The following is a 26,300-nucleotide window of genomic DNA, read 5'->3' as shown; positions in this document are numbered from 1 at the left end:
ACACAATAGTGTTAAGTATTAAAATTTTTAAAACAAATTGTAAAATAAGAAGTTGAAGAGTAATCTAAAAAGAAGAATTTAATTGTGCGCACGAGAAGATTCGAACTTCCACGATCATAATAATCACTGGCCCCTCAAGCCAGCACGTCTACCAATTCCGCCACGTGCGCTAAATTTAAAGTAAAAAAAAGTTAAGCAAAATAGCTTAACTTTTTTAGTGACCGGGCTGGGGCTCGAACCCAGGACCCTCTCCTTAAAAGGGAGATGCTCTACCAACTGAGCTACCAGGTCATTTGTAATCGGATGCAAATATATAAATTTTATGATAATGAGCAATAATATTTGCAATTTGCTTATTAAAAAAATAAAAGAAGCTAAGATTGACTTAACTTCTTTAGTGACCGGGCTGGGGCTCGAACCCAGGACCCTCTCCTTAAAAGGGAGATGCTCTACCAACTGAGCTACCAGGTCATTCGTTATTCGGGTGCAAATATAGAACCTTTTATTAGTATTGCAAGCGTATTTATATTTTTTTTTTGTTTTTTTGTTCTCTCAAATTATAGTTGTTTAATAATCAAATAATAAAGGCGAAAATGAATATTGTTTTAATTGGATACATGGCTTCTGGAAAGTCTAAAATTGGGGTTGAATTAGCAAAAACATTAAACTATACCTTTCAAGATTTAGATAATGCTATCGAAAAAGGTGAAGATAAAACTATAAAAGAAATCTTTTCAGACTCAGGAGAATTGTATTTTAGAAAGAAGGAGAAGGAGTATTTAGATATTTTAGTTAAAAATTCTAGTAATACAGTAATTTCTTTAGGAGGTGGAACACCATGTTATTATAACACTATGGAAAGCTTATTAGCTAATAAAGATTTAAAAACAGTGTATCTAAACGCTAGTATTCCTGTTTTAGCTAATAGACTTAATAATGAAAAATCTAAAAGACCATTAATATCTCATATTAAAACAGATGAGTTATTAATGGAGTTTATAGGTAAGCACCTTTTTGAAAGAGGCTCGTATTATAATATGTCAGAAGTGAAAATAAATGCTAACGGAAAGGCAGACGATATAATAGAAGACATTTTACTTCAATTATTTTAAATTTACTTCAAAGTTTTTATCTTCTAGAATTACTTCAACATGCTCGTTTAAAGAAGTGGAAAGAGAAATGCCTTTAAAATCTGCTTTAACAGGATATTTTTTATGGTTTCTATTAACTAATACAGCTGTTTTAAATTTCTTTAGTGGAACATCTAAAAAATGTTTAACGCCATATATTAATGTTGTGCCAGAGTTTAAAACATCATCAATAAGAATTACCGACTTGTTTGTGTAATCTTCTTTAGAAATTGATGTTTTTATTGCTTCTAGTGGGTTTTTCTTATCTATTATTACTTTACACAGAATTGGCTTTATTGGAGATATTTTACTTAAAACTGATTTTAGTTTTTTTGCTAAAATGTACCCATTAGAATCTATTCCTGCTAAAATAATTTCAGTTTCATTACTATTAGCTTCATAAATTTGATAGGCGATTCTTCTTATTTTATGTGTTATCTCATCATGAGAAAGAATGCAATTTTTTAAAGTAGTCATGTTTTGCTGTTTTAATTTAAATGGAAGTTATTCTTCTTCGTTTTCTTTATAGACATCATCAATGGCTCTTCTGTCTTTTTTTGTAGGTCTTCCTGTTCCTTTTTTTCTATAATAATCTTTTGCAAATTTAAGAAGTTCTTGAGATTCGAAGGCAGATTTGGGTGTAGTATCTACTCTATAAATATCAACTAGTTTTGCTCCAACGCGGTTTAGTGGGATATCTAAAACAGAAACAGTGTAGTTAATTTGATTCTTTCTTAACTCAATTTTATCTGTAGGGTAGACTTCTCTACTAGGCTTAACAACTTGTCCATTAATCTTTATGTGTCCTTTTTTACATGCTGTTGTAGCTATATTTCTAGTCTTGAAATACCTAACACACCATAAATATTTGTCAATTCGCATATAATTTAACTTAATTCTACGTTAATGATATTGTGCAAAATTATTATATAGTTTATCTTGCACCCAAAAATAAGCAAAAATGAATTTAAGAAAATTTTTAATTCCAACTTTATCTATACTATTTGTTGGGTTCTCATGTGGATCAGATGATGATGCTGGCTTCGAAACTATTGCAATAAGAGATAGACAAGAAGTTTACGATGAAAACGAAGAAGAGATTATAGCCTATTTTGAAACACACTTCTTTAATTATGAGGATTTTGATTTTACAGATGCTGCAAATCCATCAAATAATGAGTTTTCTGTAATTTTAGATACTATTTCTTTGGCTAATAGCACTCAAGATAAAACACCTATTATTTATTATTTAGATCAAGCAGAGGGTGTTTACCCAAGGTTAGATATTAAAACAGTTGAGCAAGATGATATAGATTATAAACTTTATATATTAAAAGTTAGGGAAGGAGAAGGAGATAGTGTAAGCCCATTAGATAGTGCTGCTATGGCGTATAGTGGTACAACTCCAGATGGTTCTGTTTTTGATAGTGCTGTTGGTGTTGAAGAAGGACAACCTTTTAATTTAACAGCTGTTGGAAGTGTTGGGGGTGTAGTAGCAGGTTTCAAAGAAGGAATAGTAGAATTTAAAACAGCTACAAGTTATATAGAAAATACAGATGGTTCAATAACATATAAAGATCATGGTATTGGAGTAGTCTTCATGCCTTCAGGATTAGGTTATTTTTCTAACCCAGTAGGTATAATACCTCAATATTCACCACTATTTTTTAATTTAAAAGTAATTTCTAGAAGTAATACAGATTACGATTTAGATGGAATACCTTCTCATTTAGAGCATCTGGATGGAGATTATACTGAAGAAGATGACGATACTGATGGAGATGCTCTTGTGAATTTTATAGATAATGACGATGATGGAGACGGTGTATTAACTATAGATGAAGTTCAACAAAAGGAGTACGAAGACGACGGAACAAATCAATTCATGTCTAAGGCAGAAGCTCAAGCTTACTTTACTGCGAATGCGGCTATAGATGAAATTCTCATTAGTATTGAAGCAGAACAAGATGGTACATACACATTGCATACATTAATTGTCCCTGCAACAATCGTAAACGGTGTTTCTGTACCAAACTATTTAAATTCTGATATTACAACAGAGTTAGAATAGAGTTTACATTTAATATTAAAAAAGCACTATCAATGCATTTAGCTTTTTTAATGTCAGATATTTTATAGTTTAATAGAAAGACTTAATATTAATTGGTTAGATCTTGTATCTAACCTTCCTACGTTTACTGTAGAATTATTTGTAATAATGGTTGCTTCATTATCTGTAAAACTACGTTCGTAACGTAAATCTATTCCAACAGAATCAAAATTTAAAGCGACTCCAAAGTTTAAGCCAATAGTAAAATCATTTTCTATATCATCTATTTTTACATTTTCAATATTTGAATCTAAAATATATTGAAATGCAGGACCTGCAAAAACACTTATTGGTCCTAAAATTTTAATACCAACTAAAACAGGAGCATCAATACGTTTTTGCTCAAAATCTCCAGTATCATATTCACTAGTTGTTTTAGTATACATAAGTTCTGGTTTTAAGTAAATTTTATCACCTAGTTTACCAAATATACCAATGTGATAGCCTATAGCTCGTGTTGGATCCTCAGAAGTATTACTAATGGAATTAAAATAATCGCCATTAGCATTGTAATTTACACCACCTTTAATACCAAACCCGCTTCCATTTTGTGCTACTGATGATGAGATAATAGCTAAAATAAAAATTACTGATAAGTATATTTTCTTCCTTAAATCACTTTTATCATTTAAGTGACTTTGATGCTTTTCAAAATTCCTCATAATTATCGCTTTTTAATGTGAATTATAGAATTAAACGAAAATCGTGCCAATATATTTTCTAATGCTATTAGATTTTAAGATAATACTAAATAAAAAAGAGGCTAAAAATAATTATTTTTAGCCTCTTTAATATTCAATTTTTATAGAGTACTATTTTCTTTTAATAACTTTTTCGCAAGCTTTAATAATAGCGTCCGCATTTAAACCGTACTTTTCCATAAGTTGAGCTGGTGTTCCAGACTCTCCAAAGGTATCGTTAGTTGCAATAAACTCTTGCGGAGTGGGATTGTGTTGAGATAATACTCTTGCAACACTCTCTCCAAGTCCACCTAAGTGGTTATGCTCTTCAGCAGTAACAATACATTTTGTTTTGCTTACAGAGTCTAAAATTGCTTTAGCATCTAATGGCTTTATAGTGTGTATATCTATAACTTCAGCAGATATTCCTTTTTCATTTAAGGTTTTAGCAGCTTCGAGTGCTTCCCAAACTAAATGTCCAGTTGCAACTATAGTTACATCAGTACCATCTACTAAATGTAATGCTTTTCCGATTTCAAAATTTTGATCAACCGGAGTGAAGTTTGCTACTTTTGGTCTTCCAAAACGCAAATAAACAGGCCCTTTATGTTCCGCAATAGCAATAGTTGCAGCTTTAGTTTGGTTGTAATCACAAGTGTTAATTACAGTCATTCCAGGTAACATTTTCATTAATCCAATATCTTCAAGAATTTGGTGAGTTGCACCATCTTCTCCTAAAGTTAAACCTGCGTGAGATGCACAAATCTTTACATTTTTATCAGAATAAGCAATACTTTGTCTTATTTGATCATAAACACGACCAGTAGAAAAGTTAGCAAAAGTTCCTGTAAATGGTATTTTTCCTCCAATAGTTAAACCAGCTGCAATACACATCATGTTTGCTTCTGCAATTCCTATTTGAAAAAAACGTTCTGGATTTTCTTCAATAAATTGATCCATTTTTAATGAACCAATTAAATCTGCACATAATGCAACTACATTTGGGTTCGTTCTTCCTAATTCTGTTAATCCTGCTCCAAATCCTGAGCGAGTATCTTTATTTCCTTGATTTTCGTATGTTTTCATCTTTGTCTCTTAATTTGAAGGATTAATAATCTCCTAAAGTTTCAGGATTTTGTGCTAAACCAATTGCTAATTGCTCATCGTTGGGTGCTTTTCCATGCCAAGCATGTGTATGCATCATGAAATCAATTCCATTACCCATAACTGTTTTTAATAGTACACAAACAGGCTTCCCTTTTCCTGTTAAAGATTTTGCTTCTGCCATTCCTTTTAAAATAGCTTCTATATTATTACCTTCTTCAATTTCTAAAACAGTCCAACCAAATGCTTCAAACTTATCTTTTATACTACCCATAGGTAATACTGTATCTGTAGAACCATCAATTTGCTGTCCGTTTAAATCAATTGTAGCAATTATGTTATCTACATTTTTTCCTGCAGCATACATAATAGCTTCCCAATTTTGACCTTCTTGTAATTCACCATCTCCATGTAAACTATAAATTAAATGATTGCAACCATTTAATTTTTTAGCTTGTGCTGCACCAAGTGCTACACTCATACCTTGTCCTAAAGAACCAGATGCTATACGAACACCAGGTAATCCTTCATGAGTAGTTGGGTGTCCTTGTAAACGTGTGTTTAATAATCTAAAAGTATTTAACTCTTCTACAGGAAAATAACCAGATCTTGCTAAAACACTATAGTAAACAGGTGAAATGTGACCATTAGATAGGAAAAATAAATCCTCTCCAATACCATCCATGTCGAAACCTTCTTTTCTATCCATTATTTCGTTGTAAAGCGAAACAAAGAATTCTGCGCATCCTAAAGAACCTCCTGGGTGTCCAGAATTTACTTTGTGAACCATTCGTAAAATATCTCTACGAACTTGAGTTGTAATGTCTTCTAATTGTTGTGTGTTTGCCATTGTTTTTAGCTTGATTTATAAAGTATCAAAAATAACTTTTTTATAGAAGTAATACAAAGATAGAGTGAAGGCATTTATTAACGAATTGATACGATTTGCTAACAATTTCAAACTTTTTATAATTTTATTAAATGTTTAAGAACGTATGTTATTTTGTTAATTATCTTTACAAGCTGAATATTTCCATTAATATGACATTCGAATTAAAAGGTAAAGACGCACAAAGTAGTGCAAGAGCTGGAGTACTTACTACAGATCATGGTGTAATTGAAACACCAATTTTTATGCCTGTTGGCACAGTTGCATCTGTAAAAGGAGTACACCAACGTGAGCTTAAAAATGATATTAATCCAGATATTATTTTAGGAAACACCTATCATTTATATTTAAGACCTCAAATAGACGTTTTAGAAAAAGCTGGAGGTTTACATAAATTTATGAACTGGGATCGTAATATTTTAACCGATTCTGGAGGTTATCAAGTTTATTCTTTATCTGCTAATAGAAAAATTAAAGAAGAAGGCGTAAAGTTTAAATCTCACATAGATGGAAGTTACCATACATTTACACCAGAAAGTGTAATGGAAATTCAACGTAGCATTGGTGCCGATATTATTATGGCTTTTGATGAGTGTACACCATATCCATGCGATTATAATTACGCCAAACGTTCTATGAAAATGACACATAGATGGTTGGATAGGTGTATTAATCATTTAGAAAAAACACCTTTTAAGTACGATTATTCTCAAGCTTTTTTTCCAATTGTACAAGGAAGTACTTATAAAGATTTGCGTAAGCAATCTGCTGAGTACATAGCAAATGCAGGAGCGGTAGGTAATGCCATTGGAGGATTATCTGTTGGAGAACCAGCAGAAGAAATGTATGCTATGACAGAGATAGTAACAGATATTTTGCCAGAAGATAAGCCACGATACTTAATGGGAGTTGGTACACCTATTAATATATTAGAAAATATTGCATTAGGAGTAGATATGTTTGATTGTGTTATGCCAACAAGAAATGCAAGAAACGGAATGTTGTTTACAGCACACGGGTCTATAAATATTAAAAATTTAAAATGGAGAGACGATTTTTCTGCTTTAGATGAAATGGCTATTACATGGGTCGATACAGATTATTCTAAAGCTTATGTAAGGCATTTATTTACAGTAAACGAAAGATTAGCAGCGCAAATAGCAACGATACATAACTTAGGTTTTTATATGTGGTTGGTTCGTGAAGCGAGAAAACATATCTTGGCAGGAGATTTTAGAACCTGGAAAGATATGATGGTAAAACAAATGGATAAAAGACTTTAATATTGAAAATACTTGACTGGTACATATTAAAACGATATTTACTCACATTTTTAATGATGATATTACTGTTTATTCCTATTGGAATAACAGTGCATCTTGCAGAAAAAATTGGTAAAATATTAGAGCGCGATGCTCCTTTTGGAGAAGTTATGATATATCTATTAGATTTCACTGTGTACTTTGCGCACTTATTGTTTCCGTTATTTCTATTTCTTTCGGTAATATGGTTTACTTCCAAATTAGCTAATAATACAGAGATTGTTGCTTTTTTAAGTTCGGGAGTTTCATTTTCAAGATTTTTAAGACCTTATTTAATTGGAGCTACTATTGTTGGATTGATATCTATTGTTTTAGGTTTATATCTAGCACCAAACGCTAGCAAAGGTTTTAACGATTTTCAATACAAATATTTAAAAGGAAAGAAAAGTACTCAAAATCAGAAACTCTATAAACAGATTAATGATAATGACATTATTTACGTTAGTAGTTTTGATGCATCCAGAGCTCAAGGTTTAAATTTCTCTTTAGAACATTTTGAAGGAGATAAAATGACTTATAAAATTAACGCAAACAGTATTAGATATATGCAAGAGGATTCTATTTATATAATGCGTAATTACTTTAAGCGTACTGTAACAGATGGAAAAGATATTCTTGAAAGTGAAAGAAGAAAAGATACTATTTTTAGTTTCGAGTTAGAAGATTTAGTTCCAGATGATTATATAGCAGAGACGCTAAATTATATAGATTTAAAACGTTTTATTTCACGAGAAGAAAAAAGAGGATCTTCCAATATTGGGAGGTATAAGTTAGAATTGTATAGAAAATGGAGTTTACCGGTTTCTGTATTTATATTAACTATTATAGCTGTTGCAGTATCTTCTATAAAGAGAAGAGGTGGGATGGGAGTAAACCTTGCTTTTGGTATTACAATTGCTATGATATTTGTATTCTTCGATAAAGTCTTTGGTACTATGGCTGCACAATCTGATTTTTCACCATTAATAGCCGTTTGGTTTCCAAATGTTATTTTCGGTATTTTAGCAGTTATATTATTATACAATGCTAAACGATAAACTCAAAAATTATTTACACCTACATTTTTTAGTCTTTATAGCTGGATTTACAGCTATTCTAGGAAAGCTTATTACTATAGAAGCAGTTTCTTTAGTATGGTATCGTATGGTAATTGCGATTATATTTATGTTTGTTTACATAAAAATAGCTAAAATTGATATTTCAATAAAAAGAAAAACACTTACTAAATTCTCTATTGCCGGAGTTATTATTGCATTACATTGGATTACTTTTTTCGGATCTATAGATGCTTCTAATATTTCAATAGCATTAGCAATGTTTTCTACAGGAGCGTTTTTTGCTTCGTTTATAGAGCCAATAGTCTACAAAAGAAAAGTTATTTGGTATGAAATTTTATTCGGAATTATAGTAATTATAGGCATTGCAATTATTTTACAGACAGAGATGAAGCATATAACCGGAATTATATTGGGTATTTCGTCAGCCTTTTTTTCATCGTTGTTTGCAGTGTTAAACGGTAAATTTCTTGAGAAAGATTCAGCAACAAAAATTTCATTTTACGAGTTTTTAGCTGGTGTTATTTTTATTTCACTTTTTATATTAATATTTGGAGATGGTTTCTCTGTAGAATATTTTCAATTAAATAGTCAAGATTTTATTTATCTACTAATTTTAGCTACTATTTGTACAACCTATGCTTTTATCGCATCAGTATATGTAATGAAGCAAATTAGCCCATATACAGTAGTGCTTACCTATAATTTAGAACCTATTTATGGTGTTGTTTTGGCACTTATTATATTTCCACAAACAGAGACTATGACGCCTTCGTTTTACTATGGAGCACTTATAATATTGACTACCGTTTTATTAAACGGAATAATAAAAAACAAAAAAGCCTTTAAAAATAAGAGGAGACAAAACGAAAAATTTGTGTAGTTTTGTAAGCTAACTAAGAAATTATATTAATACAATTCTCAATGGAATATTTAGAATTTGAATTACCAATAAAAGAGCTAGAAGACCAATTAGGCAAATGTCAAATTATTGGTGAAGAGAGCGATGTCGATGTTACAGAAACTTGTAAGCAGATCGAGAAAAAGCTTGTAGCGACTAAAAAGGAAATCTATAAAAACCTAACACCTTGGCAGCGTGTACAAATGTCACGTCACCCTAATAGGCCTTATACTTTAGATTACATTAAAGCTCTATGTGGAGACTCTTTTTTAGAGTTGCACGGAGATCGTAATTTTAAAGACGATAAAGCCATGATTGGTGGTTTAGGTAAAATTGGTGACCAGAGTTACATGATTATTGGTCAACAAAAAGGATACAACACTAAAACAAGACAATATAGAAACTTTGGGATGGCAAACCCTGAAGGTTATCGTAAAGCTTTACGCTTAATGAAATCTGCTGAGAAGTTTGGTATTCCTGTAATTACACTATTAGATACTCCGGGAGCTTATCCAGGTTTAGAAGCAGAAGAACGTGGTCAAGGTGAAGCTATTGCTAGAAATATTCTAGAAATGACTCGTCTTAAAGTGCCAATTATTACAATTGTAATAGGAGAAGGTGCTTCTGGTGGAGCTTTAGGTATTGGAGTAGGAGATAAGGTACTAATGTTAGAAAACACATGGTATTCTGTAATATCTCCAGAATCTTGTTCTTCAATTTTATGGAGAAGTTGGGAGTATAAAGAACAAGCTGCCGAAGCTTTAAAATTAACTGCTAACGACATGAAAAAAATGAAGATAGTAGACGAGATTATTAAAGAGCCTTTAGGAGGTGCACATAGTAATAGAGATAAAACATTTTTAGCAGTTAAAAATGCTATCGAAAAAACTTTTGATGAGTTAAAAAACTTATCACCAAAAGATTTAGTTGCTCAGCGTATGGATAAATATTCTCAAATGGGAGTTTACAAAGGCTAACAGTAATAAATACTTATAATATTAAAATCTGAAAGTTACTCTTTCAGATTTTTTTATGCTTATTAACAATATTATTAACTTATTAACAGTTAAATTGTTAATGAGGTGTGAAGATTGATTATCATTAAAAGTCACATCCTGTTAACAATTGTTTTACTTTCGCTTAACATGAAGCAACCACAAAATGTATCTGGATATAAAGTAGATAAAAGTACAATTATCTCTCTTGAAAAAGGAAAAATACCACCACAAGCCCTTGATTTAGAAGAGGTTGTGCTTGGTGCTATGATGATTGATAAAAAAGGTGTAGATGAAGTAATCGATATTTTAAGTGCTGATGCATTTTATAAAGAAGCACATCAACATATTTTTGAAGCTATATTTATGTTGTTTCAAGAAAGTCAACCTATTGACTTATTAACAGTTTCAACACAGTTAAAAACAAATGCAAAGTTAGATCTAGCTGGAGGCGATTTTTACCTTATTTCTTTAACACAAAAGGTGTCTTCTTCTGCACATATCGAATTTCATGCACGTATTATTTTGCAGAAATTTATTCAGCGAAGCTTAATTAAAATTTCAAGTGAAATTATAGAAACGGCTTACGATGAAACGCAAGATGTTTTCGATTTGCTGGATATGGCCGAATCTAAGTTGTATGAAGTAACTCAAGGGAATATTAAAAAATCGAGTGAAACAGCACAAGATTTAGTAATACAAGCCAAAAAGAAAATTGAAGAGATTTCTAAGAAAGATGGAATGAGTGGAGTGCCTTCTGGTTTCGATAAACTCGATAAATTAACCTCTGGATGGCAACCAAGTGATTTAATTATTGTTGCTGCACGTCCAGGTATGGGTAAAACAGCCTTTACTTTAACAATGGCTAGAAATATAGCCGTAATGCATAATGTTCCTGTAGCTTTTTTCTCTTTAGAGATGGCTTCTGTACAGTTAATAACAAGACTAATTTCAAGTGAAACAGGATTGTCTTCAGAAAAACTAAGAACAGGAAAATTAGAAAAACACGAGTGGGAACAATTAAATGTTAAGGTAAAAGCACTTGAAAAAGCACCTTTGTTTATTGATGATACACCATCACTTTCTATTTTCGATTTACGTGCAAAAGCAAGGCGTTTAGCTTCGCAGCATGGAATTAAAATGATAATGATTGATTATCTACAGCTTATGACGGCTGCAGGTAGTGGAGGAAACAGGGAGCAGGAGATATCGACTATTTCTAGAAACTTAAAAGCATTAGCAAAAGAATTAGAAGTTCCAGTAATTGCACTGTCGCAACTTTCGCGTGCTGTAGAAACGCGTGGAGGTAGTAAAAGACCTTTACTGTCAGATTTACGTGAATCTGGAGCAATTGAGCAGGATGCTGATATTGTATCATTTATATATAGACCAGAATACTATAAAATTGATGAATGGGATGATGACGACCAATCTCCTACAGCAGGACAAGGTGAGTTTATTGTTGCAAAACATAGAAATGGTGGATTAGAAAATATTCGTTTAAAGTTTATTGGAAACTTAGGTAAGTTCGACAATCTTGATGATTTTGATACGCCTTTTTCATCTGGTCAAGAGTTTCATAGTAAAATGAATGGAGGTGATAATGAAAATACATTCAAAGCAGATAATTTTGCAGCTTCTCCCGAAGATGCATTTGGAGCTCCAGACGATGAAGTACCTTTTTAAAAACTACTGTTAAATTTTATAAATAAAAGTATACATTAAATTATCTTTACTTAAAAATAAGTGTAACAATAATGGATAAACTCCGCACCACAAATTATTTACTTTTAATTATAGTAATTCCTATAGTGTTTTATTTACTTAAAACACTATCCTTTATTTTTGTGCCATTGGTTTTTTCAATGTTTATAGCCTTATTATTTTTGCCACTTATGCGTTTTTTAAAACGTAGAGGAGTACATAAAATTATTAGTATTTGTATTGTATTATTAATTATAATACTTGGTACTAAGTTTGGAATAGAGCTAGTTAAATTATCTAGCAAGCAGATAATGGAAAGCGATTCTTCCTTTCTATTAAAAGCAGAAACTAAAGTTAATGATTTAGTCTACGAAGTAGAATCTGTTTTTGGTACAGACACTATAAAAAAAGATAATGCAAAATTATCGCGTTTTCTTAATAAAGAAGCAATTTTTAATAATTTTGGTAACACTTTAAGTGTTGTTAGTAAGTCGCTTACAGCTTTGTTAATGACTGTGTTTTTTGTTGTTCTTTGGTTAGCCGAATCTATAAATATTGAAAACCTTTTAAATAAAACTTTATTAAAGAAAAGGCACCAATCTATAAAAACATTTATTAAAATTGAAAACGATTTAATAAAATTTATAAAAGTAAAAGTGTTAGTTAGTTTTTTAACAGGTGTGTTTACAGGCCTAGCATGTTATTTTTTTGATGTTAGCTTCCCAATTTTTTGGGGATTATTTGCTTTCTTAATCAACTTTGTACAAATGGTTGGTTCTTTTATTACAGTTATTTTACTATCTATTTTTGCCTTTGTAGAATTAGAAGTTTCAAGTACATTATTGTTTTTTATTATTGCAATTGCAGGTGCACAAGTACTTTATGGTAGTATATTAGAGCCTATTTTTATGGGTAAATCTTTTTCTATAAATGTTATTACAGTATTAGTCTCTTTAATGTTTTGGGGATTTATTTGGGGTGTTCCAGGCTTAATAATGGCAATTCCTATTACTGTGTTCCTTAAAATTATTTTCGAGCAATTTTCTAGTACAAGAGAGATCGCTAAGCTTATTTCTGGATAATTAATTACTGCAGTTTCTGCTATACCATTTTTAGAAAGGAATAATTTTTTGATTATCTTTCAACTAGATTATTTTAATGCAAATCAATTTTTGAAATAATTATCTACAAGGCAATGAAAAAAATACTATTCATATTAATTCTTCTAATTTCAAGTCAAAGTTACGCATCGTATATTTTGATACCTATGGATGCAGAAACTCAGGAAAACCATTTAAAAGCATACGGTATAACTTATTGGACATTAGCTAAAGACATTAAAGTAAAATGGTTATTAAACTATAGAGGTGGTTCTTTTTTGTTACCGGACACTAATCAAATTCAGAAAGAATGCAAAATTAGAGGTGTTAGTTTTGAAATTTTAAGTAGTGATAGAGCAGAAGGTATCCTTAAAGAAATTAGTAGTCCTAGTAAAAACATGGAAGCTGTAGTTTTAGAAAAAGCACCAAAAATAGCAGTATACACACCAAAAGGAAAATTACCTTGGGATGATGCCGTAACAATGGTATTAACTTATGCTGAGATTCCTTATGAAACAATATATGATGAAGATGTTTTAAAAGATGAACTGATCTTGTACGATTGGTTACATCTTCATCACGAAGATTTTACAGGACAGTTTGGTAAGTTCTATTCAAGATATAAAACAGCAGCTTGGTATATTGAAGAAAAAAAATCTGCTGAAGATCTAGCAACAAAATTAGGTTATAGTAAAGTCTCTAACGAAAAACGAGATGTAGCATTAAAAATTAGAGATTACGTTGTTGGAGGTGGTTTTATGTTTGCTATGTGTAGTGCAACAGATAGTTTTGATATTGCATTGTCGGCAGAAGGTGTGGATATTTGCGAACCAATGTTCGATGGAGATGCTAGTGATGCTAACTACCAATCTAAAATACAGTACCACAAAACCTTTGCATTTAAAGATTTTATATTAGAACGTAGTCCATTAGTTTACGAATTTTCTAGTATAGATATGACTCCAAAACGAAAAATACCAAAACAAACGGACTACTTTTCTTTAATGGATTTCTCGGCAAAATGGGATCCAATACCAACTATGTTATGTCAAAATCATACAGCTTTAGTAAAAGGTTTTATGGGACAAACAACATCCTTTACTCGAGAACAAATTAAGAGTAACGTACTTGTTTTGGGTGAAAACAGAACAAACGGAGAAGCAAAATACATTCATGGTATTAAAGGAAAAGGTTTTTTTACATTTTATGGAGGTCATGATCCTGAAGATTACACACACAAAGTAGGCGACCCGAAAACAGAATTGGATCTACATCCAACATCTCCAGGTTATAGATTAATACTTAATAATGTATTATTTCCTGCTGCTAAAAAGAAGAAGCAAAAGACCTAGTATGAGATTTTTATTGCTTTGTATTTCATTTTTAATATTTCATTTATCATTTTCTCAAAATGATAATATTGTAGATTTTGGTCAGAATTTAATTCATGAAAATAAATTAGACGAAGCTATAAGTTATTATAATAAACATGTAATAGAGCCTGCAAATCAAAAACAAAAAATTAATCTTCTTTTAGGGTTAGCAGAAATTTATAAGTTACAGCTAGATTATGATACAGCCAACGATTATTACATTAAGGCTTTTGATAACATTAAGACCATTAATAATAATCAGTTAGAATTCTTATACTATGTAAAAATGGCAGAGTTTTTTAGAAAGAGAACAATGCTTGTAGAATCTGCGGCAGAACTGGAAAAAGCAGCATACATTTTAAAGGATTATAAAGTTCAAGTTCTTTATTTAGCTAAATACTACAATCGGAAAGCAGCAATTTTTACAGAGTTTTACCATATAAACGATTCAACGCTTTTTTATGCCAATAAATCACTGAATCTTGCAAAAAAAATAAAAGACGAAGATAATGTGTTTTATTCTTTACTAGAAATAGCAGGTGTTTATGAGCGTAAAAAAGAATATAACACATCAATATTCTATTTAGAAGAAATAATTGAATTTGCAGAAAGTAATAATATGGAGCAACAGGAAGCTGATGCTTATATAAGTTATATAATGGCTTTAGCTAGAAACAATCAATTGGAGAAAGCATTGAAAAAGGCTTTATATGCAGCTAGCTTTTCTAAGGAAAATGACTTATTATATAATGAAATAATCTTTAATGAAAATATTCAAAATTTATATTTTAGACTCAATAATACCGAAAAAGCATACGAGTATTTAAAATACAGACTTGAGCTTACTACTAAGTATAACGAAATTAAAAAAGAAGAATTATTATTAAACATTGAAGGTAAATACAGACTTAAAGAACAAGAGAATCAAATTAAAATTAATACTCTTGAAATTCGCAATAAGAATAAAGAGTTAGTAGCAAATAGAATAAATTTATATGTAAGTATAGGCTTGTTTTTGTTTGCTTTTTTTATAATTGCTGTTATCACCTATTTTCTTAAAAGAACAAGGAAAAGTAACAAAAGGCTACAATCTTTATCCCAAGAAAACGAATTTTTGTTAAGTGAAGCCAATCATCGTATTAATAATAATTTACAGTTGGTAGTTATTCTTATTACCAATCAACTAAAAAAAACTACAGAAAAAGAAGGTATTCATTTAAAAAATATTTTAACTAAAGTTGAAGCTATTTCGACCTTGCATAAACATTTGTATAAAAGTGAAGACAAAAAAAAGGTGGATACTGCTAGTTACCTTAACGATGTGAAAATTAGTTTCTTCGATGTGTTTAAGGACAACGATATTATAACTAATTTTAATATTGCTTCCGTAGAAATTCCTATAGATCATGCAATGTATTTTGGGCTTTTACTTACAGAACTATTAATAAATTCTATAAAACATGCTTTTTATAAGCAAGATATTAAGACAATAGATTTTGAATTACAAGCTATTAATGGTTATTTATTATTCAATTATACAGATAATGGAACAACTAGTTTAAATAAAACAATTACACCAAAACTGATTGATAAGATATGTCGTCAATTAGAAACGGATTATAAAATAAGTACAAGCAATGGTTTTGCTTTTTCTCTTTCAAAAAAAATAATCAATGAATAAGCTACTTAATACTAAAATTCTAATAGTAGAAGATGAAATTATTATAGCCGATTATATTAAAGATCTGTTGCAAGAAGAACAATTCACAAAAATTACTATCGCAAATAATAAAGAATCAGCCTTAAAGGAAATGACTTCCTTTTTACCAGATATTATCCTTATGGATATTAATTTAAAAGGAGTAAATGAGGGCATTGAATTAGCAAAAGCAAAGAATAGTAATGCGACCATCATTTTTATTACAGGTCAACACGATTTAGTATTAATGAATGATGCTTTAAAAACAAATCCGGACGCTTATTTAACCAAACCTTTAAAAAAAATAGATTTATTGGCTTCTATTAATTTGGCTATGCATAAAAAACAAAGTCAAACATTTCAGTTTAAAGATGGTTACGATATAGTTAGTTTAGATTTTAATGCTATTAAGTACTTTATAGCAGAAGGTAATTATGTAAACATTCAAACCGTTTTCAAAAAATTTACTATTAGACAATCGTTAAGTACTATTTTAGAAAAATTACCATCACAAGTCTTTAGCCAAACACATCGATCTTATGTTGTAAATAAAAATAAAGTAGAGAGAGTTACTTCAAACGCTGTGTTTATAAATAGTGTAGAAATTCCACTTTCTAGAACCTACGCAAAGCAATTTAAATAGTCGCTTACATACAAAATATCGTATTTCAGCCCTTATTAGTTATAAGTCATAGGTTAAAAGTTAGTTTTAGCATCCTTAATTAATCTAACAAATTTATAATTTATGAAATTAAAACTTTACTTTTTTTTACTGGCTTTTATATGCCTTAATATGGCTAAAGCTCAAAGCTATGATCATGTTTATAACAAGGTCATTGGAATTTATCAAGAATCAAATTGGGTGTCAGGCCAAGAGTATGAAATAGAAAATTTTTCAAATTTTTCAAAATGTCATAATAATATAAGTGTTGGCTATACATTCAATCTAGAGGCAGGTAGATATGGAACAGTTAATATGTATGTTGTAAATAGTTCTGGAGAAAATTTGGTGAATTCAATAAGTGTAACTAACAACCCTATTAGTGGAACATTTACAATACCTGTAGGTTTGTTGCCTGTAGATCAATTTTTAATCAAGTGGCAAATTGGTAATACAACTTCTTCTAATTTTATTTACGAAAACTTTACGTTCACAGTAACAAGTCCTGAAGCATCAATGCCAACCGTGCCATTGGTAGAAAATGTTTATTATTCTGTCGGAGAAGCTGCAACAGCTTTATTTGCAAATGGATCAAACCTTAAATGGTACACATCTAATTCTGGAGGAATGCCAATTACTACAGCTCCAGTACCAAATACAAATGCTAATGGCGTTACAACCTATTGGGTGACACAAAGCGATGGCGCAGGTTGTGAAAGTAAAAGAGAACCATTAAATGTTTATGTAGGTGAACTTGCTACGCATTTAAATTTTGATGGTGTAAATGATTATGTCCAAGTACCTTCTGGAATAAATTTAGCAAATTCATCATTTACAATAGAGTTTTATGCTAAACGTAACTCAACTAATACAGATAGTTATATTTTGACACAAGGCTTTGAAGCAAATAATAACTTATTACATATTGGTTTTAGAAATAATAATGATTTTACCTTTGCTTTTTGGTATAATGATATAAATATTCCTGCTACTAATTATTTAGCAGATAATGAGTGGCACCATTGGTCTTGTGTTTACAACATGACGGATGCTACTAAAGAAGTATATCAAGATGGTATTTTAGTAGGTTCAAGTTCAGGTGGAGCTCCTTATACAGGTAGTGGTACTCTTCAAATAGGTGTAACAGTTAATAATCAGTACTTTTTTAATGGTGATTTAGATGATATTCGTATATGGGATGTAGCTAAAACAGCTGATAAAATTAATGCTAGTAAAAACTGTGAATTACAAGGTAATGAAACAGGTTTAATAGCTTATTACAAATTTAATCAAGGTCTTGATGCTAATGATAATACAAGTGTTACAACCTTAACAGATGCAACTTTAAGTGCAAATAATGGAACTTTAACTAATTTTAGTTTAACAGGAGCGACTTCTAATTGGTTAGCTGGTTCTCCAGTAACAACAGGATCAATAATTCCTTCTGAAGCAACAGTTACAACACCAGTAACATATACTCAAGGAGATATTGTAACTCCGTTAACAGCAACAACAGGATCTAATGGAACTGGATTAATGTGGTACACATCAGAAACAGGTGGTTCTGGATTATCAACAGCACCTTCACCAAGTACGGCAACTATTGGGGCAACTTCATATTGGGTTTCAAGTTCTAATGCTAATGGATGTGAAAGTAAAAGAACAGAAATAGTAGTTAATGTTTATGCTCCAGCAACGCACTTAAATTTTGATGGCTCTAATAATTATATTCAATTAGAAAATGAATCTAATTTTGATTTTACAACTGAAATGACTGTAGAACTTTGGGTGAATTCAAACGTGTTGCCTCAACAATGGGATGCTTTAGTCGTTAAAGGAGATGATAGCTGGAGATTACATTTAAATGATTCAGGAACTGTGAATTTTACCTGTAGTGGAATAACACCTACACAAGAAATTAATTCAACTACAAATATAAACGATGGAAATTGGCATCATATAGCTGCAACTTTAGGTGGTAACGCTATTAAGATTTATATAGATGGTATATTAGAAACTCAAGCTATCGCTTTTGGGATTATTAATAACAATACACAGACTGTGTTAATTGGAAACAATCCAATATATCCTGGTCGTTTTTTTACAGGTAATATGGATGATATTCGTATTTGGAGTGTTGCAAGAACAGCTGATCAAATTAATGCTGGTAAAAATTGCGAATTACAAGGTAACGAAACCGGTTTAGTAGCTTACTACAATTTTAATCAAGGTATCGACGCAGCAGATAATACATCGGAAACAACTCTATTAGACGCAACATCAAATGGAAATAATGGAACTTTAACTAATTTTACTCTAACAGGAATGACTTCTAATTGGTTATCAGGTTCTCCAGTAACAACAGGATCAATAATTCCTTCTGAAGCAACAGTTACAACACCAGTAACATATAATCAAGGAGATACTGCTTCACAATTAACAGCAACAACAGGATCTAATGGAACAGGATTAACTTGGTATACTACAGTAAGTGGAGGAATGGGAGACGTAACTGCTCCAACACCAGATACATCTACAGTTGGTTCTACATCACATTGGGTAACTAGTACAAATGATAATGGTTGTGAGAGTGAGCGTTCAGAAATAGTTGTTAATGTGGAAGAAACATTAGGAGTTAATGATAATAACGAACTAAGTAACATCAGCATATATCCAAATCCTAGCAGTAGTTTATTAAATATTTCTAATATAGACGGAATTGAATTACAGTTATCTATTTACGATATTAACGGTAGATTATTGTTAAGTAAAACATGTAATCAAGAAATTAATACAGTAGATATTTCGTCATTTAGTAATGGAATGTATTTATTAAAAATGAAAACCGATTTTGGTGAAGTTACTAAAAGAGTAATTAAAGACTAAGTTTTCCTATTATAACAAGTATAAAGAGTCGCAGAAATGCGACTCTTTTTTGTTATAAATACAAGATTAAATCCAAACATAATTTCTTACTTTTAAACAAAATCAAAACGCATGTCAGCAAAAGAAGATATTTTAAAGAAAATACAAATCCTTATAACTAATCATTTTAAAACACCAGAGGAAGCTTTTCGTTTTTTTGACGAAGATGCAAATGGTAAATTGTCCAAATCTGAAATTAAAAACCTGCTTAAAGAAGCAGAGATTAGTGGTTTCATTCGTGGTATTGTTAGTTCAAAATTAATTGAAGGATACGATAAAGATGGAGACGAACTTATAAATTGGACAGAATTTCAGGTAGCAATTAGTGAAATTTCAAATTAATTACACGTGAAAAATTACATTTTTCAGTTTCTGGAATTATTATTACAAACTATTATTTTTTGGGTACTTGCATTTTGTATATTCATTTTTATTCGTTATTTCGCAATAGGCTCAGAGGAAGGGCTTATAGTAACTACTTATCATATATCAGATATATTATTTTTTGGTCTATTATCAGGAGTACTTGTAGGTATTTTATTTGCTGTTGTAGAATTTCTTTTCGATAAATTTCTTTCCAAAAATTTATCGTTAGCTCTAGTTTTAGTTCAAAAGTTATTAATATATTTTATTGGTATTATATTTTTACTCAATTATGTTTTTCCATTAGCAGAAAACGAGTTGAATTTAAATCTTACTACAGAAGGAGGTTGGTGGAAAAACAGTAAGATTTTCTGGATTATAGTTGGCTACTTTTTAATCTGTTCTATAGTTTTCTCATTTGTGAAAATTGCAAACGATAAGTTTGGAAAAGGAGTCTTCTTTAATTTATTAATAGGTAAGTATAGAAAGCCAAGAGAAGAGAAGCGAATTTTTATGTTTCTCGATTTACAAGCGTCTACAACAATAGCCGAAAAACTAGGTCACTATAATTATAGCGAACTAATACAAGATTGCTTCTACGATTTAAATAGAATTGTTACAAAATATGATGCAGAAATATACCAATATGTTGGTGATGAAGCAGTATTAAGTTGGACATACAAAAGAGGAATTAAGAATAATAATTGTGTTAAACTATTTTTTCATTTTCAAGACAGGATTAAAAAAAGAGAAAAATATTATCTAAAAAAATACAATCTTGTTCCTGTATTTAAAGCTGGAATTCATGGTGGAAAGTTAATAGTAACAGAAGTAGGTACTGTTAAAAAAGAGATTGCATATCATGGTGATGTTATTAATACATCTGCAAGAATTCAAGGTGAATGTAATAAGTATAAAGAGTTACTATTGTCTTCTAATATATTAATTAATGATTTATCGCTTTCATCAAAATATAAAGTTGAATTTATAGGTAAGATAGAACTAAAAGGAAAAGAAGAGAAGTTAAATATTTCTGCAATTAGAGCGTTTTAACTTTTTGTCTAGCGTTAAGCATTTGTTTTAAAATATATTCAACACCGTTTTCATTATTACTTTTTGTTTTAAAATTAGCTACAGCCTTAACATTAGAATGTGCATTTTCCATCGCATAACTAAACTTTGCGAGTTTTAACATTTCAATATCATTATTATAATCGCCAAAAACCATAGTTTCTTCGGGTGTAATAGTATGCTTTTTCTGTATTAAGGAAATAGCATGACCTTTATTAGCTAAGTTTTCAGAGATATCCACCCAATGATTTGCACTAACTTTCACCTTGAAGCGATCTTCAATATGTTTAACATGAGGGTAAATAAAGCGTTCAGAACTTTCTTCATGAAATAAAGCAACTTTGTATATGGGCTCTTTAATTTCAGATGCATTTGATATTAAACTGTATTTAGGATAATATTCTTTTAGTAAATCTAATAGTAATATTGAGTCGCTTAAAACATAAGCTTGATTTTTAGCACAGAAAACAGCATGAGAATCCTTTATATTTTTTATTAATTCACTAATTTCTTTAAAGTGATCATTTGCTATAGGGCTAGATAGAAAGAGTTCATCGTTTTTAATCGCGATTCCACCATTTTCCGAAACTATAATAATATCGTCTTTAATTTTAGCAAACTTATTTACCATACTATAATAGGGGCGACCACTTGCTGCAACAAATAGAATGCTCTCAGATTTTATCTGTTCAAATAGCTCAAAAAACACATCACTTATTTCATGCTTAGAGTTTAGTAAAGTACCATCAAGATCTGTAACTATTAACTTTACTTCAGAAAAATCCATCATCATATTTGTTTAAATTTTGAGTCAAAGATAATTACTAACCTTTATTTTGTGCTAACATTAGTATTAAGTTAACGTAAATCAAGCACAAAAAAAAGTCCGATTCTTTCGAATCGGACTCTCTATCATATAAGTGAAATGATATTTATTCAATTGGCAAAATGCCCTTATTTAATTTTGTTCACAATTGCTTCAAAAGCACCTGGGTGATTCATAGCTAAATCAGCTAAAACCTTACGGTTTAATTCGATATTGTTAGCTTTCATCTTACCCATAAATTGAGAATAAGACATACCGTGTAAACGAGCTCCAGCGTTAATACGCGTGATCCATAATGCACGAAATGTTCTCTTTTTTACTCTACGGTCTCTGTACGAATATTGCATCGCTTTGTCAACCGCATTTTTTGCTACTGTCCAAACGTTTTTACGACGTCCGAAGTAACCTTTTGCTTGTTTAAGCACTTTTTTTCTTCTGGCTCTTTTGGCAACAGAATTTACTGATCTTGGCATAATTTTAATGTGTTTTGTAGTAGGCGGTCAATAAAACTGACACTTTGTTTAAATCTAAGTTTGCCTAACTCCAGGGTTTATAAATAATTTGTAACCGAATTAAGGTAATGTTACTTTAAACGTAGCATTACTTTAATATTGTTCTCATCTGCTTTATGTACTAAACCATCATGAGTTAATTTAAGCTTACGTTTCTTAGACTTCTTTGTTAAGATGTGACTCTTAAACGCGTGCTTTCTTTTAATCTTTCCAGTACCTGTAAGCTTAAAACGCTTTTTAGCACTAGATTTTGTTTTCATTTTAGGCATCTTGTTTCCTAGTTTTAATTATTTCACTTATAATATCTTATGTTGGGTTTCAATCAACACTTTTAGTATTAGGTTAAAAAGTTTAACGCTAATAAAAAATTACTTTTTAGGAGCAATAAACATAGTCATTCTTTTTCCTTCCAATCTTGGCATTTGTTCTACTTTACCAAGTTCTTCTAGGTCTTGTGCTAAACGCAACAATAAAATTTGACCTTGCTCTTTAAACACAATAGAACGCCCTTTAAAGAATACAAATGCTTTTAATTTAGCACCTTCTTTTAAAAACTTCTCAGCGTGTTTCTTTTTAAATTCGTAATCATGATCATCCGTTTGTGGACCAAAACGAATTTCTTTAATAATTACTTTTGTCGCTTTACTTTTTAAAGCCTTATCACGTTTCTTTTGTTCGTAAAGAAACTTCTTGTAGTCCATAATTTTACACACAGGAGGATCCGCCTTTGGAGAAATTTCCACCAAATCAAATTCTTGTTCCTCAGCCATGGCTAAAGCTTCTCTTGTTGTATAAATACCAACTTCGACGTTTTCTCCAACTAGACGCACTTTCTCTGCTCTAATTTTTGAGTTTATTCTGTGTTGGTCTTCTTTAATGACTCTTAAAGGGCCTCTCGATCTTTTTCTACGTATTGCTATGACTTTATGTTTTTAGTTAAACGATTAATTTTTTTATATTAAAATTGTTTTAATGTCTTATTTATTTCTGTTTTAACAATTTCTGAAAACTCATCTACACTTATCGTGCCCAAATCGTCTCCACCATGTTGTCTTACAGATATCTTGTTTTCATTCTCTTCATTCTCTCCTATGATAATCATATAGGGCGTCTTATTCATTTCAGCCTCTCTAATTTTCTTACCAATAGTTTCACTGCGGTTATCTACAAGAGCGCGAATTTCGTGTTTTTCTAGCAAATTTAAAACTTTTTCACCGTATTTCTCATATTTCTCACTAAGAGTTAATATAGAAACTTGATTTGGCATTAACCAAAGTGGAAAATTACCACCTGTATGCTCAAGTAAAATAGCGATAAAACGCTCCATACTTCCAAAAGGAGCACGGTGTATCATTATCGGTCTGTGTAACTCGTTATCACTTCCTTTATATGTAAGTTCAAAACGCTCAGGTAAATTATAATCAACCTGTATTGTACCTAGTTGCCATTGTCTACCTAAAGCATCCTTTACCATAAAATCTAATTTAGGACCATAAAAGGCTGCTTCACCAGTTTCTATAACATAATTTAGATTCTTATCCTTTGCTGCACTAATAATTGCTTGTTCAGCTTTTTCCCAATTCTCAAGACTTCCAATATATTTTCCTGGATTTTCAGGATCTCTAACAGAAACTTGAGCAGTAAAATTCTCAAACCCTAAAGAACCAAATACATAAAGTACTAAGTCAATAACATCTTTAAATTCTTTATCCAATTGGTCAGGAGTACAAAAAATATGTGCATCATCTTGAGTAAAACCTCTTACACGAGTTAAACCATGTAATTCACCACTTTGTTCATATCTATAAACAGTACCAAATTCTGCAAAACGTTTAGGTAAATCTTTGTAAGACCACTGCGTTGCGTTATAAATCTCACAGTGATGTGGGCAATTCATTGGTTTCAATAAAAATTCCTCATCCATTTTCGGCGTTTTTATAGCCTGAAAACTATCCTCTCCATATTTTTCATAATGTCCAGAAGTAACATAAAGTTCCTTTTGTCCAATATGCGGAGTCATTACCATTTCATAACCTGCCTTTTTCTGTGCAGCTTTTAAGAAATTTTCTAAACGCTCACGTAAAGCAGCACCTTTCGGCAACCATAAAGGTAAACCGGCACCAACTTTTTGCGAAAACGTAAATAACTCTAATTCTTTACCTAGTTTTCTATGATCACGTTTTTTAGCCTCTTCTAATAAAGCCAAGTATTCAGTTAGCTCTTTTTGCTTAGGGAAAGTAATACCATAAACACGAGTTAATTGAGGTTTTGTTTCATCACCTCTCCAATAAGCACCAGCAACCGATAATATTTTTGTTGCCTTTATAATACCTGTGTTAGGTATATGTCCACCACGACACAAATCTGTAAAAGTAGAATGATCGCAAAAAGTAATAGTGCCATCTTCTAAGTTCTCAATCAATTCAGTCTTAAAGGGATTGTCTTTATATAACTCTAAAGCTTCCGCCTTACTAGCACTTCTCATTTTAAACTCATGTTTACCACGAGCAATCTCCAACATTTTGTTTTCAACCGTTTTAAAATCCTTATCAGTTAAAACATTTTCTCCAAAATCTACATCATAATAAAAGCCACGCTCAATAGCAGGACCAATAGTTAACTTAGCATCTGGATAAAGCTCCTGTATAGCTTGTGCTAGTACGTGAGCACTAGAATGCCAAAAAGCAGTTTTTCCCTCATCATTATTCCAAGTATATAATATCAAAGAACCATCGGTGGTCAAAGGCGTAACGGTTTCAACGGTTTCTCCATTAAAACTAGCCGAAATAACATTTCTAGCTAAGCCTTCGCTAATGCTTTTAGCAACATCCATAGGTGTTGAGTTCGCTTCAAACGATTTAACACTCCCATCAGGTAAAGTAATCTGTATCATATATAAGTTTAAATTCAGTTAACAAAGATAATAGGTTATAAACACACAAACAATACATATACGTAAATTATCTTTATTTCTATTAGGGCGTTACCTAAAGGTCGGGCTTTTCACTATATCTTTTTGCTAAAAAAGCAAAAAGGATGCCGTTTCAATCCCTAACGCGCTATCTATGTAAACTATTATTAACACAATAATAAAGTAATTATAATACAGCAGTTTCACAAAACCAATAAAGTGAGTAAAAGAACCAAAAATCAAGGTATAAATAATAAGGACAAAGTGAGTAATAAAATTTCAAATAAAACAGCACTTCAACTCCTTGATTATTAATTGTTAAAACCGTGTTTAAAAAAGAATAACAATAAACAGTAAAATAAAGCTTGTGTAAGTAAAAAACAGTTGTACATTTGCAGCCGCTTAGCGCCGCAGTCACAACGACAAGGTATAAAGCGAAGTTCCTAAACAAGACGAAATAAAATAATACAAAAAAGATTCAAAAAATTCTTTTTATATTAAATAAAGGTTGTAAGTTTGCAGCCGCTTAAAACGTCAACGTTAAGAGCAAAAAAGTTCAGTGAAATATCGGTGTTTAAAAAGAGAAAAAAGTTTTTTAATTTTTTAATCAAAAAACATTGCACAGAATTAAAAAGGGTTTTACATTTGCAGCCCGCTAAGTAAATTAAATTTTAGTTAGCAAATACAAGATAAGAAACAAGTTCATACACATATTGAATTGACAGCGTAAGTTTATAACTGGAAACGGTTATAGACAAACAAGAGAATAAACCATTCGAGTACTAATTTAATTTCTTTGGTTGTTAAGCATATTAGTGGAAACACTTAAAAATTTAACGATGAAGAGTTTGATCCTGGCTCAGGATGAACGCTAGCGGCAGGCTTAACACATGCAAGTCGAGGGGTAACAGAGTAGCTTGCTATTGCTGACGACCGGCGCACGGGTGCGTAACGCGTATAGAATCTACC

Annotated in this window: 24 protein-coding genes, 3 tRNA genes and 1 rRNA gene; 15 read left to right on the top strand and 13 right to left on the bottom strand. The window is 30.9% G+C overall.

Annotation, left to right across the window (positions count from 1 at the left end; genetic code table 11):
• Nucleotides 1-85: 85 nt before the first annotated feature.
• From ASC41_RS03820 to ASC41_RS03810, 3 genes are all read right to left on the bottom strand, one after another.
• Nucleotides 86-170 (bottom strand) — tRNA-Leu (locus ASC41_RS03820).
• Nucleotides 171-218: 48 nt separating this feature from the next.
• Nucleotides 219-291, bottom strand: a tRNA-Lys gene (locus tag ASC41_RS03815).
• 107 nt (nt 292-398) lie between these two features.
• Nucleotides 399-471: transfer RNA gene (locus ASC41_RS03810), tRNA-Lys, on the bottom strand.
• Between the two features lie 122 nt (nt 472-593).
• Here ASC41_RS03810 and ASC41_RS03805 point away from each other — a divergent pair.
• Nucleotides 594-1,112: a shikimate kinase gene (locus tag ASC41_RS03805; RefSeq protein ID WP_055435314.1), complete on the top strand. Its 519-nt coding sequence runs from the start codon at nt 594-596 to the stop codon at nt 1,110-1,112.
• On the opposite strand, the gene ASC41_RS03800 is transcribed toward ASC41_RS03805, so the two are convergent.
• Together ASC41_RS03800 and ASC41_RS03795 are read right to left on the bottom strand one after the other, a co-directional pair.
• Nucleotides 1,104-1,607, bottom strand: coding sequence for a phosphoribosyltransferase family protein (locus ASC41_RS03800; protein ID WP_055435313.1), 504 nt, complete (start codon nt 1,605-1,607; stop codon nt 1,104-1,106). The genes ASC41_RS03805 and ASC41_RS03800 overlap by 9 nt on opposite strands.
• Before the next feature lie 27 nt (nt 1,608-1,634).
• Nucleotides 1,635-2,012 carry an RNA-binding S4 domain-containing protein gene (locus ASC41_RS03795; protein ID WP_055435312.1) on the bottom strand — a complete coding sequence of 126 codons (378 nt, stop codon included), beginning with the start codon at nt 2,010-2,012 and terminating at the stop codon, nt 1,635-1,637.
• 79 nt (nt 2,013-2,091) lie between these two features.
• On the opposite strand from ASC41_RS03795, the gene ASC41_RS03790 reads away from it, so the two are divergent.
• Nucleotides 2,092-3,201, top strand: a complete 1,110-nt coding sequence (locus ASC41_RS03790) for an FKBP-type peptidyl-prolyl cis-trans isomerase (RefSeq protein ID WP_055435311.1) — start codon at nt 2,092-2,094, stop codon at nt 3,199-3,201.
• A gap of 62 nt (nt 3,202-3,263) precedes the next feature.
• On the opposite strand, the gene ASC41_RS03785 is transcribed toward ASC41_RS03790, so the two are convergent.
• The 3 genes from ASC41_RS03785 to ASC41_RS03775 form a co-directional block, all read right to left on the bottom strand.
• On the bottom strand, nt 3,264-3,902 hold the full coding sequence (locus tag ASC41_RS03785; RefSeq protein WP_055435310.1) for an outer membrane beta-barrel protein: 639 nt from the start codon (nt 3,900-3,902) through the stop codon (nt 3,264-3,266).
• A 150-nt stretch (nt 3,903-4,052) separates the two neighbouring features.
• On the bottom strand, nt 4,053-5,006 hold the full coding sequence (locus tag ASC41_RS03780) for a transketolase family protein (protein WP_055435309.1): 954 nt from the start codon (nt 5,004-5,006) through the stop codon (nt 4,053-4,055).
• Between the two features lie 22 nt (nt 5,007-5,028).
• On the bottom strand, nt 5,029-5,874 hold the full coding sequence (locus ASC41_RS03775) for a transketolase (protein WP_055435308.1): 846 nt from the start codon (nt 5,872-5,874) through the stop codon (nt 5,029-5,031).
• A 191-nt stretch (nt 5,875-6,065) separates the two neighbouring features.
• On the opposite strand from ASC41_RS03775, the gene tgt reads away from it, so the two are divergent.
• The 12 genes from tgt (at nt 6,066) to ASC41_RS03715 (ending at nt 21,064) form a co-directional block, all read left to right on the top strand.
• On the top strand, nt 6,066-7,196 hold the full coding sequence (gene tgt / locus ASC41_RS03770) for a tRNA guanosine(34) transglycosylase Tgt (protein WP_055435307.1): 1,131 nt from the start codon (nt 6,066-6,068) through the stop codon (nt 7,194-7,196).
• Nucleotides 7,197-7,198: 2 nt separating this feature from the next.
• Nucleotides 7,199-8,272: an LptF/LptG family permease gene (locus ASC41_RS03765; RefSeq protein WP_083477132.1), complete on the top strand. Its 1,074-nt coding sequence runs from the start codon at nt 7,199-7,201 to the stop codon at nt 8,270-8,272.
• Nucleotides 8,259-9,173: a DMT family transporter gene (locus ASC41_RS03760; protein WP_055435305.1), complete on the top strand. Its 915-nt coding sequence runs from the start codon at nt 8,259-8,261 to the stop codon at nt 9,171-9,173. Before ASC41_RS03765 ends, ASC41_RS03760 begins: the two co-directional genes overlap by 14 nt.
• A gap of 41 nt (nt 9,174-9,214) precedes the next feature.
• Nucleotides 9,215-10,168 carry an acetyl-CoA carboxylase carboxyltransferase subunit alpha gene (locus ASC41_RS03755; RefSeq protein WP_055435304.1) on the top strand — a complete coding sequence of 318 codons (954 nt, stop codon included), beginning with the start codon at nt 9,215-9,217 and terminating at the stop codon, nt 10,166-10,168.
• Between the two features lie 168 nt (nt 10,169-10,336).
• Nucleotides 10,337-11,872, top strand: a complete 1,536-nt coding sequence (dnaB, locus tag ASC41_RS03750; protein ID WP_055435303.1) for a replicative DNA helicase — start codon at nt 10,337-10,339, stop codon at nt 11,870-11,872.
• A gap of 71 nt (nt 11,873-11,943) precedes the next feature.
• Nucleotides 11,944-12,972: an AI-2E family transporter gene (locus tag ASC41_RS03745; protein ID WP_055435302.1), complete on the top strand. Its 1,029-nt coding sequence runs from the start codon at nt 11,944-11,946 to the stop codon at nt 12,970-12,972.
• Between the two features lie 185 nt (nt 12,973-13,157).
• Nucleotides 13,158-14,342, top strand: a complete 1,185-nt coding sequence (locus ASC41_RS03740; RefSeq protein WP_055435301.1) for a hypothetical protein — start codon at nt 13,158-13,160, stop codon at nt 14,340-14,342.
• 1 nt (nt 14,343) lies between these two features.
• On the top strand, nt 14,344-16,044 hold the full coding sequence (locus tag ASC41_RS03735; protein ID WP_055435300.1) for a tetratricopeptide repeat-containing sensor histidine kinase: 1,701 nt from the start codon (nt 14,344-14,346) through the stop codon (nt 16,042-16,044).
• Nucleotides 16,037-16,705: a LytR/AlgR family response regulator transcription factor gene (locus tag ASC41_RS03730; protein WP_055435299.1), complete on the top strand. Its 669-nt coding sequence runs from the start codon at nt 16,037-16,039 to the stop codon at nt 16,703-16,705. Before ASC41_RS03735 ends, ASC41_RS03730 begins: the two co-directional genes overlap by 8 nt.
• A 150-nt stretch (nt 16,706-16,855) precedes the next feature.
• Nucleotides 16,856-19,609 carry a LamG-like jellyroll fold domain-containing protein gene (locus ASC41_RS03725; RefSeq protein WP_055435298.1) on the top strand — a complete coding sequence of 918 codons (2,754 nt, stop codon included), beginning with the start codon at nt 16,856-16,858 and terminating at the stop codon, nt 19,607-19,609.
• A 111-nt stretch (nt 19,610-19,720) separates the two neighbouring features.
• Entirely contained in the window at nt 19,721-19,990 is a 270-nt protein-coding gene (locus ASC41_RS03720) for an EF-hand domain-containing protein (RefSeq protein ID WP_055435297.1), read from the top strand.
• Between the two features lie 6 nt (nt 19,991-19,996).
• Nucleotides 19,997-21,064, top strand: coding sequence for an adenylate/guanylate cyclase domain-containing protein (locus ASC41_RS03715; protein WP_055435296.1), 1,068 nt, complete (start codon nt 19,997-19,999; stop codon nt 21,062-21,064).
• On the opposite strand, the gene ASC41_RS03710 is transcribed toward ASC41_RS03715, so the two are convergent.
• From ASC41_RS03710 to thrS, 5 genes are all read right to left on the bottom strand, one after another.
• Entirely contained in the window at nt 21,051-21,869 is an 819-nt protein-coding gene (locus ASC41_RS03710) for a Cof-type HAD-IIB family hydrolase (protein ID WP_055435295.1), read from the bottom strand. The genes ASC41_RS03715 and ASC41_RS03710 overlap by 14 nt on opposite strands.
• Before the next feature lie 167 nt (nt 21,870-22,036).
• Nucleotides 22,037-22,381 (bottom strand): 50S ribosomal protein L20, encoded by a 345-nt coding sequence (gene rplT, locus ASC41_RS03705; RefSeq protein WP_055435294.1) that lies wholly within the window; start codon nt 22,379-22,381, stop codon nt 22,037-22,039.
• A gap of 110 nt (nt 22,382-22,491) precedes the next feature.
• Nucleotides 22,492-22,689, bottom strand: coding sequence for a 50S ribosomal protein L35 (gene rpmI / locus ASC41_RS03700; RefSeq protein WP_055435293.1), 198 nt, complete (start codon nt 22,687-22,689; stop codon nt 22,492-22,494).
• A 99-nt stretch (nt 22,690-22,788) separates the two neighbouring features.
• On the bottom strand, nt 22,789-23,298 hold the full coding sequence (infC, locus tag ASC41_RS03695; RefSeq protein ID WP_262494949.1) for a translation initiation factor IF-3: 510 nt from the start codon (nt 23,296-23,298) through the stop codon (nt 22,789-22,791).
• A gap of 80 nt (nt 23,299-23,378) precedes the next feature.
• Nucleotides 23,379-25,313: a threonine--tRNA ligase gene (thrS, locus tag ASC41_RS03690; protein WP_055435291.1), complete on the bottom strand. Its 1,935-nt coding sequence runs from the start codon at nt 25,311-25,313 to the stop codon at nt 23,379-23,381.
• 854 nt (nt 25,314-26,167) lie between these two features.
• Here thrS and ASC41_RS03685 point away from each other — a divergent pair.
• Nucleotides 26,168-26,300, top strand: a 16S ribosomal RNA gene (locus ASC41_RS03685); the annotation flags it as partial.

Origin of the sequence: Lacinutrix algicola (genome assembly GCF_001418085.1) — a bacterium.
In the GTDB taxonomy this organism is placed as follows: domain Bacteria; phylum Bacteroidota; class Bacteroidia; order Flavobacteriales; family Flavobacteriaceae; genus Lacinutrix; species Lacinutrix algicola.
This window is presented reverse-complemented; position numbering and strand designations above follow the sequence as displayed.

Bases quoted from the DNA above. Each gene is read 5' to 3' on its own strand.
- ASC41_RS03785 (WP_055435310.1), bottom strand. From the start codon at position 3,902: ATGAGGAATTTTGAAAAGCATCAAAGTCACTTAAATGATAAAAGTGAT.
- ASC41_RS03775 (WP_055435308.1), bottom strand. From the start codon at position 5,874: ATGGCAAACACACAACAATTAGAAGACATTACAACTCAAGTTCGTAGA.
- ASC41_RS03740 (WP_055435301.1), top strand. From the start codon at position 13,158: ATGGATGCAGAAACTCAGGAAAACCATTTAAAAGCATACGGTATAACT.
- ASC41_RS03745 (WP_055435302.1), top strand. From the start codon at position 11,944: ATGGATAAACTCCGCACCACAAATTATTTACTTTTAATTATAGTAATT.
- ASC41_RS03725 (WP_055435298.1), top strand. From the start codon at position 16,856: ATGGCTAAAGCTCAAAGCTATGATCATGTTTATAACAAGGTCATTGGA.
- ASC41_RS03735 (WP_055435300.1), top strand. From the start codon at position 14,344: ATGAGATTTTTATTGCTTTGTATTTCATTTTTAATATTTCATTTATCA.
- ASC41_RS03760 (WP_055435305.1), top strand. From the start codon at position 8,259: ATGCTAAACGATAAACTCAAAAATTATTTACACCTACATTTTTTAGTC.
- ASC41_RS03780 (WP_055435309.1), bottom strand. From the start codon at position 5,006: ATGAAAACATACGAAAATCAAGGAAATAAAGATACTCGCTCAGGATTT.
- thrS (WP_055435291.1), bottom strand. From the start codon at position 25,313: ATGATACAGATTACTTTACCTGATGGGAGTGTTAAATCGTTTGAAGCG.
- dnaB (WP_055435303.1), top strand. From the start codon at position 10,337: ATGAAGCAACCACAAAATGTATCTGGATATAAAGTAGATAAAAGTACA.
- rpmI (WP_055435293.1), bottom strand. From the start codon at position 22,689: ATGCCTAAAATGAAAACAAAATCTAGTGCTAAAAAGCGTTTTAAGCTT.
- ASC41_RS03795 (WP_055435312.1), bottom strand. From the start codon at position 2,012: ATGCGAATTGACAAATATTTATGGTGTGTTAGGTATTTCAAGACTAGA.
- ASC41_RS03790 (WP_055435311.1), top strand. From the start codon at position 2,092: ATGAATTTAAGAAAATTTTTAATTCCAACTTTATCTATACTATTTGTT.
- tgt (WP_055435307.1), top strand. From the start codon at position 6,066: ATGACATTCGAATTAAAAGGTAAAGACGCACAAAGTAGTGCAAGAGCT.
- ASC41_RS03800 (WP_055435313.1), bottom strand. From the start codon at position 1,607: ATGACTACTTTAAAAAATTGCATTCTTTCTCATGATGAGATAACACAT.
- ASC41_RS03805 (WP_055435314.1), top strand. From the start codon at position 594: ATGAATATTGTTTTAATTGGATACATGGCTTCTGGAAAGTCTAAAATT.
- ASC41_RS03720 (WP_055435297.1), top strand. From the start codon at position 19,721: ATGTCAGCAAAAGAAGATATTTTAAAGAAAATACAAATCCTTATAACT.
- ASC41_RS03755 (WP_055435304.1), top strand. From the start codon at position 9,215: ATGGAATATTTAGAATTTGAATTACCAATAAAAGAGCTAGAAGACCAA.
- ASC41_RS03710 (WP_055435295.1), bottom strand. From the start codon at position 21,869: ATGGATTTTTCTGAAGTAAAGTTAATAGTTACAGATCTTGATGGTACT.
- ASC41_RS03730 (WP_055435299.1), top strand. From the start codon at position 16,037: ATGAATAAGCTACTTAATACTAAAATTCTAATAGTAGAAGATGAAATT.
- rplT (WP_055435294.1), bottom strand. From the start codon at position 22,381: ATGCCAAGATCAGTAAATTCTGTTGCCAAAAGAGCCAGAAGAAAAAAA.